A 13633-nucleotide genomic window follows, 5' to 3' on the forward strand; every position below is an offset into this window, starting at 1 on the left:
CTTTCCCGACGTGGATTGGGTGCTCGATGACCGCCTTACCCGGCCTGCGCAAGCATTACTGCGGTAAGTGCGTGTCGGGGGAGCACGAACTCGGCGTCGACACCTGGGAAACCCGGCACTGCCGGCTTCAGCGGGAACTCTGCCAGTGCGAATGCGACTGTCCGTTCTACCGGGTGCTCATCGAGGAACCGCGGTGCCTGCGGCGCAGAACCGTGCGCCGGTGGACAACCGGGAGGCGGCCACCGCGTGGCTGGGCCCATCAGTACCTCCACGATGTCCTCGGCCCGCCGGTGCTGAGTCCACACGAGTACCTCGACGAGCGCGCCTGAGGCCTGGGGTCATACCCTTGGGCTATGACCCCGGACCTGGAGTCGTTGCGTCTGCTGGTGCTGGTCGGTGAGCTGGGCAGCATTGGCAGGGCGGCGGCCAAACTGGGCATCGCGCAACCGTCCGCGAGCAAGCGGCTGGCCACGTTGGAGCGCCGGTTCGGCCTGGCCCTGGTCGACCGCACCCGGCGCGGCTCGGCGCTCACCCCGGACGGCCGGGTGGTCACCGACTGGGCGCGGCGGGTGCTCGACGAGCTCAACGTCCTGGTCACCGGGGCCGAGGCGTTGCGGTCCCGGCGGGAGGCGGAACTCCGGGTCGCGGCGAGCCTGACGGTCGCCGAGCACCTGGCGCCCGGCTGGATCGGCGAGCTCCGCCGGGCGCGGCCGGAGCTGTACGTCGGCCTGATGGTGACGAACTCCAGCATCGTCTGCGACCTGGTCAAGAGCGGGGAGGTCGATCTGGGGTTCGTCGAGTCGCCGACCGTCCCCAAGGACCTCAACGCGCGCCGGGTCTCGACGGACCGGCTCGCGGTCGTTGTGCCGCCGAGCCACCCGTGGACCCGGCGGCGGCGCGCGCTGACCGCCGCCGACCTCGCGGAGACCCCACTCGTCGTGCGCGAGCACGGCTCCGGGACCCGGGAGACGCTGGAGCGCGCGTTGCGGCAGGCGAAAGTCGGTGAGGTTCAGCCGATCGCGGAGCTGGGATCGACGACAGCCGTCCGCAGCGCGGTCGTCGAAGGCGCGGGCCCGGCGGTGCTCAGCGTTCTCGCTGTGGACTCCTACCTGGTCGAGGGCCGGCTGGTGGAGGTCACGGTGGACGGCCTGGACCTCCGTCGCCAGCTCCGCGCGGTGTGGCCTGCTGGGCGGCGCCTGATCGGGTCCGCGGCCGAGCTGCTGGCTGTCGCGCTGCGGGCAAGTTGATCTTCCCGGCGCGCTCGCAGGACGCGTTGTCCTCGCAGCCGCGGGCTTGGTACAGGTGGTAGTGAGCATGGGTGCCGGGCGAGTGCCGCAGAGCGCTGGCAGAGCGCTGGGAGGCCATCAAGGCGTCGACGAGTCCGTTTTGTACGCGAAGGGGGCCAGTTCGCCCAGGATCGTGTCCAGCCCAGGGCGATCGCCGCCACTGCCTCGAGCAATTGCGCTTGACCACCGGCGTCTGCCGGACCGCGGTTCGCCAAACGGATCAGGACCTCCGGCGTTCTCGACGGCTCGCCTTCCCGATGGACCTTCTGCGGAAAGCCAGGGATCCGCGACAAGACCGGCAGCCGTCCAGGCCGAGCTACTAGGTTGTCGAGAATGAGGTGGTTCAGGCGTCGAACCGAGCCGGTTGCCGAGCGTGACCCGGCTGAGCCGGCGGCCGAGTTCTGGCAGGGGTGGATCGACCTGCTGCCCATGGTGAGCGCGGCACTGGGAGACAGTGAGCTGCACCGCGTGGAGAACGACCTCTGCGAGCTGGTCGCCCGCCTGCATCCTGACCTGCACTTCTCGGTGGAACGCGGGCAACGGGCCATCTACGCCCTGGTCCTGTCCGGTCAGGAGGATCCCCGGCTGCGGCCGTTCACCGACGCGTGGAAAGCCGCTGCACCACCGGAAGACGCCATCTGGGAGTACCACGATTCGGTGCCGCCGGTGCCGGATCCGACACAGGTGACGGTCAACCTCGGCGAGCACCGGTTCCCGTTGGCCGACGTCCGGGTCGCCGTCCACGTGGACCAATCGGTCGTCGATGTCGCCGTCTATCACCCGAAGTTCGCCGAACTGGACCCCGCGGTCCGGGAGACACTGACCTACCTCCCGCTGGATGTCACGCTGGGTGAACGGGTCGCCGGGGAGCGGCTGCGCCGGGTGGAGACCGCCGAGACCGAACCCGAGGGCGCGATCGGGCTGCTGGACCTTCGCGAAATTGTCGGTGGCCTGGACTAGTCTCCACGGCGTGACCAGCACTAACGAATCCAGTGACGAGACCGTGGCCGACGTGCCCGCCGAGGTGCGCACCAAGCACGCCGAGCTGGCCGAGGAGCTTCGCGGCCACCAGTTCCGTTACTACGTGCTGGACTCGCCCACGATCACGGACGGCGAGTTCGACGAGCTGCTCGGCCAGCTGGAGGCGATGGAGGAGCAGTACCCGGAGCTGGTGACCCCGGACTCGCCGACCCAGCGGGTCGGCGGCACCTTCTCCACCGAGTTCACCGCTGTGGACCATCTCGAGCGGATGCTCAGCCTCGACAACGCGTTCAGCGCGGACGAGCTGAACGGGTGGTTCGACCGGGTCGCCAAGGAGGTCGGCGACGCCGCGCACTACCTGTGCGAGCTGAAGATCGACGGCCTGGCGATCAACCTGCTCTACGAGAACGGCAGGCTGACCCGGGGCCTCACTCGCGGCGACGGCCGCACGGGCGAGGACGTCACGCTGAACGTCCGGACCCTCAAGGACGTCCCCGAGGTGCTGACCGGTACGGACGAGTTCTCGGTGCCCAAGCTGGTCGAGGTCCGCGGTGAGGTGTTCTTCCGGGTCGAGGACTTCCTGGAGCTGAACGCCAAACAGGCCGAGGCCGGCAAGCAGATCTACGCCAACCCACGCAACACGGCCGCGGGTTCGTTGCGGCAGAAGGACCCCAGCATCACCGCGAGCCGCAAGCTCCGGCTGATCTGCCACGGCCTGGGCAAGCGCGAGGGGTTCGAGCCGGACCGGCAGTCCGAGTCGTACGACCGGCTCACGGCGTGGGGCCTGCCGGTGTCGACACACACCAAGGTGCTGTCCACACACGAGGAAGTGCTCGCGTTCATCGAGTACTGGAGGGTGCACCGGCACGACGCCGAGCACGAGATCGACGGCGTCGTGATCAAGGTGGACGAGGTCGCGTTGCAGCGCCGGCTCGGCACCACGTCCCGGGCGCCGCGGTGGGCGATCGCGTTCAAGTACCCGCCCGAGGAGGTCACCACCACCCTGCTGGACATCCGGGTCAACGTCGGCCGCACCGGCCGGGTCACCCCGTACGCCGTCACCGAACCGGTCACCGTCGCGGGCTCCACCGTCACGCGGGCGACGCTGCACAACGCCAGCGAGGTGAAGCGCAAGGGCGTGTTGATCGGTGATCGGATCGTGCTGCGCAAGGCCGGTGACGTGATTCCCGAGGTGCTCGGTCCGGTGACCGATGCGCGGACCGGCGACGAGCGCGAGTTCGTGATGCCGGTGGCCTGCCCGGAATGCGGCACGCTGCTGCGTCCGGAGAAGGAAGCCGACGTCGACATCCGCTGCCCCAACTCCCGGCACTGCCCCGGTCAGCTGCGCGAACGTCTCGACTACATCGGCGGCCGCAGCGCGCTGGACATCGAGGTGCTCGGCTACGAGAGCGCGACCGCCCTGGTCAACTCCGATGTGTACGACTACGAGGCCGACCTGTTCGACCTCGACGCCGAGAAACTGCTGCGGGTGGAGCTGTTCCGCACCATCGCCGGTGAACTCTCCGCCAACGGCCAGAAGCTCCTGGCGAACCTCGAAGCCGCCAAGCAGCGTCCACTGTGGAGGGTTCTGGTCTCGCTGTCCATCCGGCACGTCGGCCCCACCGCCGCCCGTGCACTGGCCATGGAGTTCGGCACCCTGGAACGGATCTTCGAGGCCACCGAGGAGGAGCTCGCCGCGGCCGAAGGTGTCGGCCCCACGATCGTCGCCGCCCTCCGCGAGTGGTGGACTGTCGACTGGCACCGTGAGCTGGTCGAACGCTGGCGGGCGGCCGGTGTGCGGATGGAGGACGAGCGCGACGAGTCCATCCCCCGAAACCTCCAGGGCCTGTCCATTGTGGTCACCGGCACCCTCCCGACCCTGTCCCGCGACGAGGCCAAGGAGGCGATCATCGCGCGGGGCGGCAAGGCCGTCGGTTCCGTGTCGAAGAAGACCTCCTTCGTCGTAGTTGGTGACGCCCCGGGATCCAAGTACGACAAGGCATTGCAACTGAAGGTCCCCATCCTCGACGAGGACGGCTTCCGGGTGCTGCTCGCCCAAGGCCCCGACGCCGCCACCGAACTCGCCACCATCGGCACCGACGAAGAACCAGAGGAGGAGTAGCGCCCACCCGGACGAGACACACGAGAAGACGCCTTCGGAGAGCAGGCTCGGCGGCCCACACAGCGTGCTTCTGGAACACCTTCGCCGGCGCAACCCTGGCGCCCACACGGCGTCATGTACCGCGGTGTTGTTCGCGCGTCTCGAGATGAGGTGACTGTGTGCATGCCTGAGGATGGCCGGATGTCCGCACGCCTCAGGATGGGCCGACTGTCGGTACGTCCAGGATGAGCCGGATGTCCGCACGTCTCGGAATGGGGCCGCCAGTCTGCACGCCCGGCACAATGATCGCGGTATGAACGCGCAGCCGCACACGCGCCCATCTGCACGGGGCGGGCTGCCAGATGCTCGCGGGTACCGGGCGACGCTCTGGTCCGGAAAATGCCTACGGCACTATGGGTTCACTGCCGCAGATGTCAAAGGCATTGGGCACCCCGCCCGGAGTTGCTCGGGGGCGCGAGGTTGCGCGCGGTGCGGACGCTGCTGTGTTGGTTGCCACGATGCCGGATATACCGTGCGGCTAGGGTGCGCGCGAGTGGCGCTGATGTCACGGGAGTGGGGTGTACTGGCTCGTGTAGCTGCCATGGTGCCCACATTGGCGTAGCTCCGGGGATTGGTGTGCATGCTTGCGTAGCTGCCGTGGGGGATCGGGGTGCCGGTGCGGACTGGTGGGTGCGCCGGTTCGGGTGCTGTGCGGATTGGGTGGGCGCACGAGTGGGATGCCAGGGCACGAGGGCTGGGATGCCCGTGGGGCGGCGGAGGTGGTGACGTCGGGGATGCCGCATGGAGCTGGTTGTGAGGTACGTCGGGGCGCTGCACGGAGATGGCCGCGCGGCATGGAGCGGTGACGTTGGGACGTCGCACGGGAGATGGCCGTGTTTGGCGAGGGGTGTGGATGCGGCGGGCGGGTGAGGGCTTTGCCGGAGATCAGCGGTGCACCGCAGCCCGCACAACGGTTGGTGCGGGCCGGCGGCGCGGCGACGGTGCGGGTCAGGCGTGTTTGGTGATGAGGAAGTGGAAGCAGCCTGCTTCTTGGCTTCGGGCGTGGATGTGGGCTACTTCTGGTTCGTTGAGGATCTTGTGCGCGGCTTCTTCGTGGTCGTCGGCGGGCGCCAGGAAGGTGATGTGGTCGTAGGCGCGGGCGCCGGTGTGGTCGAAGGGGTTGAGGATCGCCTTGTTGTGCGCGAACAAGGGTGGGTACTGGTCTGGGGTCTGGTAGCCCGCGCACTCGTTGTGGTGGACGAAGATCGGCCCGGCCTCCAGCCAGGGGCTCGGCTCGGTCCACGGGGTGTAGCAGATCAGGGCGATGTCCTCGTCCTGCTCCGCCCGCTCCAGGCAGCACCTGAGCGGCTCCCACCCCTCGGCGGACCGGAGTTGCCACTTGTTGCCGTGTTCGTCCATGCCCGCGGCGCGCATCGCGGCGAGGCGGTCGGCGGGGATGGCCGTGTATCGGAGCTGCATAAGGGCAATTTTGGCCGGGTGGCCACGGCGAAGCTGGCGGATTCCGGACGTCGCGATTTTCTGTGAGGTGAGCGACCGCTTAGTATGCTCGGCGGGTACCGACTGGTAGGTATGTCTCTGACGTAACAGGATCGGCTCAGTCGATGGTGGAGTTGCCGAGCATGCGCAGCACAAGTGTGGCGTACTCGCGGCCGAGGGCGCGGGGTGTTTTGCGGGCGCGCTCGGTGTACCACCTGGCCACGTCGATACCCAGCGACAGCACCGCCCGGGCCGCGGTCTTCTCGTCGGGCACCTGGAACTCGCCAGTACGCACGCCTTCGGCGATGAGGGTGCGGACGGCCTGCTCGATCCGCCTGCGCAAGCCGGTGACCACCAGGTACTCGCTTTCCGGCAGAGCGTCCAGTTCGTACTGCACCACCCGGGCCACGGTGTGCTCGCGGGCGTGCCAGGCGACGAAGCTCTCCACCAGTGCGCGCATCTTGTCCGTCGGCGTCCCGTCCCCGGTGGCCAGGTCCTGGACCAGGGCGAGGGTCTGCTCATGGCCGCTGCGGCTGATCTCGAACAGCAGCGCGGTCTTGGACGGGAAATGCACGTACAGGGCGGCCGGGCTCATCCCGGCGGCGGTGGCGATGTCCCTGGTCGTGGTCGCGTGGAAGCCCACCGCGGCGAACGACTGCACGGCGGCGTGCATCAGCCGGCGGGCGGCTTCTGGTTTCACGTCCGGCCACAGTGACATCGTCATGAATAGACACTACCGGCTCGGCCCCTCATGCTAAGCGGGCGCTTAGGAAAGGACTGCACATGTTCAAGGACCGCGTGGCGATCGTCACCGGCGCGAGCCGCGGCATCGGGCTCGGTATCGCCAAGGCACTGACCGAGCGGGGCGCCAGGGTGTGCATCACCGCGCGCAATCCGGAGGCGCTCGAGGAGGCCGTGCGCGAGCTCGGCGGCTCGGACCACGCGATCTTCGTACCGGGCAAGTCCGACAACGGTGACCACCAGGACGAGGCCGTCGCCCGCACGATGGAGGCGTTCGGCCGGGTCGACATGCTGGTGAACAACACCGGCATCAACCCCGTGTACGGGCCGACCGTCGACATCGACCCGGCCGCCGCGGCGAAGATCCTCGCGGTGAACGTACTGGCGCCGATCGCGTGGACCCGCAAGGTGCGGGACGCCTGGATGGGCGAGCACGGCGGGTCGATCGTGAACGTCGCGTCCATCGCCGGGCTGCGTGCGTCCCCCGGCATCGGGCTCTACGGCGTCAGCAAGGCCGCGCTGATCCGGCTCACCATGGAGCTGGCGGTCGACCTCGCGCCGAACATCCGGGTCAACGCGGTCGCGCCCGCCGTGGTGAAGACGAAGTTCGCGACCGCCCTGTACGAGGGGCGTGAGGAGCAGGTTTCCTCGGTGTACCCGTTGAAGCGGCTGGGTCTTCCCGAGGATGTCGCCGGTGCGGTGGCGTTCCTGCTGTCCGACGACGCCGGCTGGGTGACCGGGCAGACGCTCGTGCTCGACGGTGGTCTCACGCTGGGCGGTGGCGTGTGAGCGTCGACCTCAAGGACGCCGGTGTCGTGATCACCGGTGCGGCGCAAGGCATCGGCGCCGCCCTGGCCACCCGGTTCGCCGCCGAGGGTGCGCGACTTTTCTTGTCCGACTTGGACAGTTCAGTCAACGACGTCGCCGCGTCGCTCGGCGCCTCGGCGTTCGTCGGTGACGCCGCGGCTGACGTGCCGGAACTCATCGCCGCGGCCCGGGCCGAACTGGGCGAGATCGACGTGTTCTGCGCCAACGCCGGCATCGCGCCGATGGGGTCGGAGACCGCCCCGGAGGAACTCTGGGAGAGCGCCTGGAACGTCAACGTGATGTCGCACGTCCGGGCCGCGCGTGAACTGCTGCCTGCGTGGCTGGAGCGGGGACGCGGGCACTTCCTGGCGACTGTGTCCGCCGCGGGTCTGTTGACCACGTTGGGATCCGCGCCTTACTCCGTGACCAAACACGGCGCGCTGGCGTTCGCCGAATGGTTGCTGGCGACGTACAAACACCGCGGCCTCACCGTGCAGGCGTTGTGCCCGCAGGGAGTCCGGACCCGGATGTACGAGCAGACCGGCGCGGGCGGGCAGTTGTTGATGGGCCCCAGCCTGATCGAACCTCAGCAGGTCGCCGACATCGTGGTCGAGGCGTTCCGCGGCGACCAGTTCCTGATCCTGCCCCATCCCGAAGTCGCGCAGTACTACGCCCACCGCGCGACCGAGAACGACCGCTGGATCGCGGGCATGAACAAGCTCCAGCAGAAGGTCGAAAACCTCGGCTGACCGCCAGTTGGCCCCCGCCACCCGCTGACGTTCTGGCTGGTGGCGGGCCTGCCGAGATTATCCATGACTCTGCGGCTCCCCTGGGTCCGTAAGTTACTCAGGGGGTCTGACAGAAATGGGTCGGTGGCGCGGGGTGTGGTTGTGCGTGAAGTTTGAGGGGTGTTGCTGATCCGGACGCGCGCGAGGTTGGTGGTGACCGGGGCCTTTTGGTCCGGTGGGGCGCTGGACGTTCGTCGCGGTTTCGGCTTGGAGTCGTTGGCTCCTGGAACCTTGGAGATTGTGCTGGGCCCCTTGCAGGTGGACGAGCCAGCCGCAAGGGCAACTGCTTGGCGGCGACGATGTGGTCAAGTTTGGAAGCGCGGGAGGGTTCGGGGTTCTGATACTTCCGGTGGGGTGAGGGTCCGTTCCGCGGTGGGGGTTGTCAGGCCGCGCCAGAAGGATTCCGCGAGCTACGAAGAACTCCGCGAGGTCGTGCAGGTAGAGCTGGAGCAGTTTGTCCTGCTCCAGCTCCTTTCGCACGGTCACAGCGGCGGGAAGTTGGGTGGGCGGCGTTCCGTCCAGCTGGCCAGGCCTTCGGCCAGCTCTGGGTGGGTGAAGGACTCGATCATCAGCTTGGCGGCTCGTTCGCCGGACTCCTCCAGCGGGAGCGGGGCTTCGTCGCGGATCTGCTGTTTCATCACGGCCATCGACCGCGGCGCGCTGTAGGTCGCGAGCTCCGTCGCGTACGCCTGGGCGGTGGGCAGCAGGGCGTCGAACGGGACGACCTCCTGGACCAGGCCGTAGGCGAGGGCGTCCTCCGCGGTGAAGGTACGGCCGGACAACAGCAGGTCCATCGCACGGCCACGGCCCACGAGGTCGGGCAGCAGGCGGGCGAGGCCGTACTCGGCGATCAGGCCGCGGCGCGCGAAGGCCGTGGTGAACTTGGCGCCCGCCGCGGCGAACCGCACGTCCGCCGTGCAGGCGATGACGAACCCGAGGCCCGCGCAGCCGCCGTTGATCGCCGCGACCACTGGTTTGCCGAGGAAGGCCGCCGCCTGGACGTTCGCGACCATGCCTTCGTGGCCGCCGCTCGCCTCCGCCGACACCCCGGCGAGCAGGTCGAGGTCGGCGCCGGGGCAGAACGAGGTGCCCGCGCCGGTCAGCACGATGGCCCGCACACCCTGGTCCTTCTCGAGGGCGCGCAGCGTCTCGCCGTACGCGACCTCCATCTCGATGTTCATCGCGTTGTGCCGGCCGGGACGGTCGAACGTCACCGTGGTCACCGCGCCGTCGGCCGAGATCCGTACCCCGTGGTCGGTCATGCCCAACATGCTAAGCGGTTGCTTAGCTCACGTCGAGGTTGCCGACGACATACCGAGCGGTATGCTTGCGGCGCCTGAAGGAACGAAAGGTGACCCGACGATGGCTCGTAGGCCCACCAGCGCGGCGTCCGGTGTGGACGAGCGGCTCCTGGCCGAGGCGACCCGGCTGTTCGCCAAGCAGGGCTTCGACCGCACGTCCGTGCAGGAAATCGTCGAGGCCGCGGGCGTGACCAAGGGCGCGATGTACCACTACTTCGGCTCCAAGGACGACCTGCTGCACGAGATCTACGGGCGGGTCCTGCGCGAGCAGACCGACCGGCTGGAGAAGTTCGCCGCCAGTGAGGCGCCGGTCGCCGAACGGCTGAAAGACGCCGCGGTCGACGTCGTCGTCACGACCATCGAGAACCTCGACGACGTGCGGATCTTCTACCAGTCCATGCAGTACCTCAGCCCCGCGAAACAGCGGGCGGTGCGCGCCGAACGGCGCCGCTACCACGAACGTTTCCGCGGCATGGTCGAGGAGGGCCAGCGGGACGGCGCGTTCCGCCTGGACGTGCCCGCCGACCTGGTCGTGGACTACTTCTTCGGCGCCGTGCACCACCTGGGCATCTGGTACCGCCGGACCGGGCAGCTGTCCGCCAATGACATCGCCACGCACTACGCCCACCTGTTGGTGGCTTCACTGCAGAAGGAGAACTGATGACTTCGAAGGTCGCGATCGTCACCGGCGCCGCCCGCGGCATCGGGGCAGGCGTCGCCCGCAGGCTCGCCGCCGACGGGTTCGCCGTCGCCCTGCTGGACCTCGACGAGGCGGGCGTCAAGGAGGGTGCGGCCGCCATCGTCGCCGACGGGGGCAAGGCGATCGGGCTGAGCGTCGACGTCAGCGACACCGAGCAGGTCGAGGCCGCGGTCAGCCAGGTCGCGCAGGAGCTCGGCGCGCCGACGGTGCTGATCAACAACGCCGGCATCACGCGGGACAACCTGCTGTTCAAGATGACCGACAACGACTGGGACTCGGTCATCGGCGTGCACCTGCGCGGCTCGTTCCTGATGAGCCGCGCGGTCCAGAAGCACATGACCGAGCAGGGCTGGGGCCGGATCGTGAACCTGTCCAGCACGTCCGCGCTGGGCAACCGCGGCCAGGCGAACTACTCGGCGGCCAAGGCGGGCCTGCAGGGCTTCACCAAGACGCTGGCCATCGAGCTGGGCAAGTTCGGTGTCACGGTCAACGCGATCGCCCCCGGGTTCATCGCGACCGACATGACCGCCGCGACCGCCGAGCGGCTGGGCGTGTCGTTCGAGGACATGAAGGCCGGTGCGGCCGCGCAGATCCCGGTTCGCCGGGTCGGTGAGCCGGAGGACATCGCGCACCTGGTGTCGTTCTTCGTCAGCGAGGGTGCGGGCTTCATCTCCGGTCAGGTCGTGTACGCGGCCGGCGGGCCGACGGACTGAAAGGGACAGGGCGCATGCGGGTCTTCAAGGATGTCGACGAGCTGGCCGCGGCCAAGGGCGAGTCGCTGGGCACCGGCGAGTGGCGTGAGGTCACCCAGGAGGCGGTGCAGCTGTTCGCCGACGCGACCGGCGACCACCAGTGGATCCACCTGGACGTCGAGCGCGCCAAGGCCGGCCCGTTCGGGTCGACGATCGCGCACGGGTACATGACGCTGTCGCTGATCCCGGTGCTGGCCAAGGACATCTACCGGGTCGAGAACGTCGCGATGGTGGTCAACTACGGCCTGAACAAGGTCCGTTTCCCGTCGCCGGTGAAGGTCGGCTCGCGGGTGCGCGGCACCGCCGAGCTGCTGGAGATCACCGACGTGCAGGGCGGCAAGCAGGCGATCACCAAGTTCACCATCGAGATCGAGGGCAGCGACAAGCCCGCGTGCGTCGCCGAGACCGTCAGCCGGATCTACCGATGAGCCTGCCCGGACTGGACCTCGACAAGCTCGCCGGCCGGCTGGGCGACGGCCCGCTGAGCGCCGAGCTGATCGAGGGCGGCCGGTCGAACCTCACGTACGTGGTCACCGACGGCACGTCGAAGTGGGTGGTCCGCAGGCCGCCGCTCGGGCACGTGCTGCCGACCGCGCACGACATGACCCGCGAGTACCGCGTGATCACCGCGTTGAAGGACACCGCCGTACCGGTGCCTGGCACGTTGTTCCTCTGCGAGGACACCGAAGTGCTCGGGGCGCCGTTCTACGTGATGGAGTTCATGGCGGGGATCCCGTACCGCAGCAGGGAAGAGCTCGGCCGGCTTGGTCCGGAAAGGACACGGGCGATCGCGGACTCCCTTGTGGACACTCTCGCGGACCTGCACGCGGTCGACCCGGCGGCGGTGGGACTGGCCGATTTCGGGCGCCCGGACGGGTTCCTGGAGCGGCAGCTGCGGCGGTGGGGCAAGCAGCTCGACGCGTCGCGCAGCCGGGAGATCAAGGGCATCGACCGGTTGCACGAGCGGCTGGCCGAGCGGATCCCACAGCCACAGCGGGCCACGATCGTGCACGGCGACTACCGGCTGGACAACACCCTGGTGCTGGACGACCGGATCAACGCGGTGCTGGACTGGGAGATGTCCACCCTCGGCGACCCGCTCGCCGACATCGGGCTGACCGTCGCCTACGCGACCCGGGAGGCGCCGGACGACTCGGTGATCGCGAACGTCAGCAGCGCCCCGGGGTATCCGAGCGTGGACGAGACGATCGCGCGGTACGGCGACCGGTCCGGGCTGGATGTGTCCAACTTGGACTGGTACATCGCGTTCGCGTTCTTCAAGCTCGCGGTGATCACCGAGGGCATCTACTTCCGGTTCAGCCAGGGCAAGACCGTCGGGCAGGGCTTCGAGCTGGTCGGCTCGCTCACCGAACCCGTTGTCGCGCAAGGCAACGCCACGCTCAAGGAGAACTGATGGACTTCGGCTACGACGCGCGCACCCAGGAGCTGGTCAAGCAGCTCAACGACTTCATGGACTCGCATGTCTACCCGGCCGAGCCGGTGTTCGAGCAGCAGCTGGCCGAACGGGACAGCGAGTGGACCACCCCGCCGATCGTCGACGAGCTGAAGGCCGAGGCGCGCAAACGCGGGCTGTGGAACTTCTTCCTGCCCGGCGAGCACGGCGGCGGCCTGACCAACCTGCAGTACGCGCCGCTCGCGGAGATCACCGGCCGCAGCCCGCACCTCGCGCCGTCCGCGTTGAACTGCGCCGCCCCCGACACCGGCAACATGGAAGTGCTGTCGATGTTCGGCAACGAGCAGCAGCAGAAGCAGTGGCTGCACCCGTTGCTGGAGGGCGAGATCCGGTCCGCCTTCGCGATGACCGAACCGGACGTCGCCTCGTCCGACGCGCGCAACATCGCCACGCGGATCGACCGCGACGGCAGCGACTTCGTCATCAACGGGCGCAAGTGGTTCATCTCCGGCGCGATGAACCCGCGTTGCCAGATCTTCATCGTGATGGGCAAGACCGACCCGGACGGCGAGCCGCACCGCCAGCAGAGCATGGTCCTCGTCCCGCGCGACACACCGGGGATGACGATCAAGCGCGGCATGCACGTCTTCGGTTACACCGACGGCGACCACGGTGGCCACGCCGAGATCGAGTTCGACAACGCGCGCGTGCCCGCCGAGAACCTGATCGGCGAACTCGGCGGCGGGTTCGCCATCGCCCAGGCGCGCCTCGGCCCCGGCCGGATCCACCACTGCATGCGGCTGATCGGCATGGCCGAACGCGCCATCGAGCTGATGTGCAAGCGGGCGGTGTCCCGCGTGGCGTTCGGCAAAACCATCGCACAGCAAGGCGTTGTGCAGGACTGGATCGCCGAAGCCCGTGTGCGCGTGGAACAACTGCGCCTGCTCGTCCTCAAAACCGCCTGGCTGATGGACACCGTCGGCAACCAAGGCGCCCACACCGAGATCCAGGCGATCAAGATCTCGACCCCCACCACCGTCGAATGGATCCTCGACAAGGCCATCCAGACCTACGGCGCCGGCGGCGTCAGCCAAGACACGCCCCTGGCCGGGCTTTGGGCGCACGCCCGGACGTTGCGGCTCGCCGACGGGCCCGATGAGGTGCACAAGCGGTCCATGGCTCGGCGCGAGCTGGCCAAATACCTCTGACGTGTGTTGTGTGGCGGCCCGGGTGGCTTCGTTTCGCTGCCCGGGCTTGCCTCCGGC

The 13633-nt window shown here is 68.6% G+C and carries 14 protein-coding genes; 11 read left to right on the forward strand and 3 right to left on the reverse strand.

Translation table 11 applies throughout. The features are described 5' to 3' along the window. The first annotated feature begins 26 nt into the window (after positions 1–26). From AB0J95_RS39265 to ligA, 4 genes are all read left to right on the forward strand, one after another. Positions 27–329 carry a hypothetical protein gene (locus AB0J95_RS39265; protein ID WP_364769860.1) on the forward strand — a complete coding sequence of 101 codons (303 nt, stop codon included), beginning with the start codon at positions 27–29 and terminating at the stop codon, positions 327–329. Between the two features lie 24 nt (positions 330–353). Next, on the forward strand, positions 354–1247 hold the full coding sequence (locus AB0J95_RS39270) for a LysR family transcriptional regulator (protein WP_364769862.1): 894 nt from the start codon (positions 354–356) through the stop codon (positions 1245–1247). 372 nt (positions 1248–1619) lie between these two features. After that, positions 1620–2246 carry a hypothetical protein gene (locus tag AB0J95_RS39275; RefSeq protein WP_364769864.1) on the forward strand — a complete coding sequence of 209 codons (627 nt, stop codon included), beginning with the start codon at positions 1620–1622 and terminating at the stop codon, positions 2244–2246. 10 nt (positions 2247–2256) lie between these two features. Next, on the forward strand, positions 2257–4389 hold the full coding sequence (gene ligA / locus AB0J95_RS39280) for an NAD-dependent DNA ligase LigA (RefSeq protein ID WP_364769866.1): 2133 nt from the start codon (positions 2257–2259) through the stop codon (positions 4387–4389). A 987-nt stretch (positions 4390–5376) separates the two neighbouring features. Here ligA and AB0J95_RS39285 read toward each other — a convergent pair. Further along, a complete protein-coding gene (locus AB0J95_RS39285; protein WP_364769868.1) occupies positions 5377–5847 on the reverse strand; it encodes a DUF1203 domain-containing protein in 471 nt (156 codons plus the stop codon). A gap of 136 nt (positions 5848–5983) precedes the next feature. Further along, complete coding sequence (locus AB0J95_RS39290; protein WP_364769870.1) at positions 5984–6589, reverse strand: TetR/AcrR family transcriptional regulator; 606 nt, start codon at positions 6587–6589, stop codon at positions 5984–5986. Positions 6590–6648: 59 nt separating this feature from the next. On the opposite strand from AB0J95_RS39290, the gene AB0J95_RS39295 reads away from it, so the two are divergent. Beyond that, a complete protein-coding gene (locus AB0J95_RS39295; RefSeq protein ID WP_364769872.1) occupies positions 6649–7395 on the forward strand; it encodes an SDR family oxidoreductase in 747 nt (248 codons plus the stop codon). Beyond that, complete coding sequence (locus AB0J95_RS39300) at positions 7392–8162, forward strand: SDR family oxidoreductase (protein WP_364769874.1); 771 nt, start codon at positions 7392–7394, stop codon at positions 8160–8162. The genes AB0J95_RS39295 and AB0J95_RS39300 overlap by 4 nt, the downstream gene beginning before the upstream one ends. 521 nt (positions 8163–8683) lie before the next feature. On the opposite strand, the gene AB0J95_RS39305 is transcribed toward AB0J95_RS39300, so the two are convergent. After that, on the reverse strand, positions 8684–9463 hold the full coding sequence (locus tag AB0J95_RS39305) for an enoyl-CoA hydratase-related protein (protein WP_364769876.1): 780 nt from the start codon (positions 9461–9463) through the stop codon (positions 8684–8686). A 100-nt stretch (positions 9464–9563) separates the two neighbouring features. Here AB0J95_RS39305 and AB0J95_RS39310 point away from each other — a divergent pair, with 100 nt between their 5' ends. The 5 genes from AB0J95_RS39310 to AB0J95_RS39330 are packed head-to-tail and all read left to right on the forward strand — an operon-like array spanning position 9564 to position 13576. Then, positions 9564–10163: a TetR/AcrR family transcriptional regulator gene (locus tag AB0J95_RS39310; protein WP_364769878.1), complete on the forward strand. Its 600-nt coding sequence runs from the start codon at positions 9564–9566 to the stop codon at positions 10161–10163. After that, the gene (fabG, locus tag AB0J95_RS39315) at positions 10163–10915 is read left to right on the forward strand and encodes a 3-oxoacyl-ACP reductase FabG (RefSeq protein ID WP_364769880.1); all 753 of its coding nucleotides are present in this window, start codon (positions 10163–10165) and stop codon (positions 10913–10915) included. The genes AB0J95_RS39310 and fabG overlap by 1 nt, the downstream gene beginning before the upstream one ends. Positions 10916–10929: 14 nt before the next feature. Then, positions 10930–11382 (forward strand): MaoC family dehydratase, encoded by a 453-nt coding sequence (locus tag AB0J95_RS39320; protein WP_364769882.1) that lies wholly within the window; start codon positions 10930–10932, stop codon positions 11380–11382. Beyond that, on the forward strand, positions 11379–12368 hold the full coding sequence (locus tag AB0J95_RS39325) for a phosphotransferase family protein (protein WP_364769884.1): 990 nt from the start codon (positions 11379–11381) through the stop codon (positions 12366–12368). The genes AB0J95_RS39320 and AB0J95_RS39325 overlap by 4 nt, the downstream gene beginning before the upstream one ends. Further along, entirely contained in the window at positions 12368–13576 is a 1209-nt protein-coding gene (locus AB0J95_RS39330) for an acyl-CoA dehydrogenase family protein (RefSeq protein ID WP_364769886.1), read from the forward strand. The genes AB0J95_RS39325 and AB0J95_RS39330 overlap by 1 nt, the downstream gene beginning before the upstream one ends. The last annotated feature ends 57 nt before the right edge of the window (positions 13577–13633 follow it).

Origin of the sequence: Actinocrispum sp. NPDC049592 (assembly GCF_040675465.1) — a bacterium.
Lineage (GTDB): Bacteria > Actinomycetota > Actinomycetes > Mycobacteriales > Pseudonocardiaceae > Kibdelosporangium.

Excerpts from the sequence above, each read along its gene's own strand:
- AB0J95_RS39305 (WP_364769876.1), bottom strand. The coding sequence starts at position 9,463 with ATGACCGACCACGGGGTACGGATCTCGGCCGACGGCGCGGTGACCACG.
- AB0J95_RS39275 (WP_364769864.1), top strand. The coding sequence starts at position 1,620 with ATGAGGTGGTTCAGGCGTCGAACCGAGCCGGTTGCCGAGCGTGACCCG.
- AB0J95_RS39290 (WP_364769870.1), bottom strand. The coding sequence starts at position 6,589 with ATGACGATGTCACTGTGGCCGGACGTGAAACCAGAAGCCGCCCGCCGG.
- AB0J95_RS39325 (WP_364769884.1), top strand. The coding sequence starts at position 11,379 with ATGAGCCTGCCCGGACTGGACCTCGACAAGCTCGCCGGCCGGCTGGGC.
- AB0J95_RS39330 (WP_364769886.1), top strand. The coding sequence starts at position 12,368 with ATGGACTTCGGCTACGACGCGCGCACCCAGGAGCTGGTCAAGCAGCTC.
- AB0J95_RS39295 (WP_364769872.1), top strand. The coding sequence starts at position 6,649 with ATGTTCAAGGACCGCGTGGCGATCGTCACCGGCGCGAGCCGCGGCATC.
- AB0J95_RS39285 (WP_364769868.1), bottom strand. The coding sequence starts at position 5,847 with ATGCAGCTCCGATACACGGCCATCCCCGCCGACCGCCTCGCCGCGATG.
- AB0J95_RS39310 (WP_364769878.1), top strand. The coding sequence starts at position 9,564 with ATGGCTCGTAGGCCCACCAGCGCGGCGTCCGGTGTGGACGAGCGGCTC.
- AB0J95_RS39265 (WP_364769860.1), top strand. The coding sequence starts at position 27 with ATGACCGCCTTACCCGGCCTGCGCAAGCATTACTGCGGTAAGTGCGTG.
- fabG (WP_364769880.1), top strand. The coding sequence starts at position 10,163 with ATGACTTCGAAGGTCGCGATCGTCACCGGCGCCGCCCGCGGCATCGGG.
- AB0J95_RS39320 (WP_364769882.1), top strand. The coding sequence starts at position 10,930 with ATGCGGGTCTTCAAGGATGTCGACGAGCTGGCCGCGGCCAAGGGCGAG.
- AB0J95_RS39270 (WP_364769862.1), top strand. The coding sequence starts at position 354 with ATGACCCCGGACCTGGAGTCGTTGCGTCTGCTGGTGCTGGTCGGTGAG.